Annotated in this window: 1 pseudogene; it reads right to left on the bottom strand. The window is 73.6% G+C overall.

Annotated features, from left to right (window positions below):
- Positions 1-534, bottom strand: a pseudogene (locus G6024_RS15430) (FAD-linked oxidoreductase); the annotation flags it as partial.

Below are 534 nucleotides of genomic sequence, written 5' to 3'. Positions count from 1 at the left end.
GACATGCACCGCACCGCCGCGGTCATCAGCGCCTGCGAACGCATCCCGACCGGTCCCGCCAGCGGCAGGAACTTCGGATAGGTGAGCAGACGCGCGGCGTCCCGGGCGATCGCGAACGACTCGCCGTAGGTCTCGCGGAGCACCGCGGGCCACGCATGCGTCAGGTCACCGGCAGTGGTGCGCGAGTGCGAACCGGCCGCGCCCACTCTCGAGCCCGGGCCTCCTCGGCCGACACCCGCTCCCGCCAGGATTAACTCCGCAAGCAGGCGGCCGCCCTCGAGCGCGTAGTCGATCCCCTCGCCGTTGAGCGGGTTCACGCACGCCGCGGCGTCGCCGACCGCCGCCCAGTTGGGACCGGCCACCGTCGAGACCGCCCCGCCCATCGGCAACAACGCGGACGTCACCGCCCTCGGCTCGCCGGCCAGGCCCCAGTCGCCGCGGACGCTACGGGCGTAGTGCTGCAGTAGCTCCTTGACCGCGACGTTCGCCGGCCGCGCCGAGGTCGCCAGCGCACCCACCCCGAGGTTGACCTCG

Source organism: Dietzia maris, assembly GCF_014144855.1.
GTDB classification, from domain to species: Bacteria; Actinomycetota; Actinomycetes; order Mycobacteriales; family Mycobacteriaceae; genus Dietzia; species Dietzia kunjamensis.
Note: the sequence above shows the minus strand (reverse complement) of the source record. Positions and strands in the feature narration are given on the sequence as shown.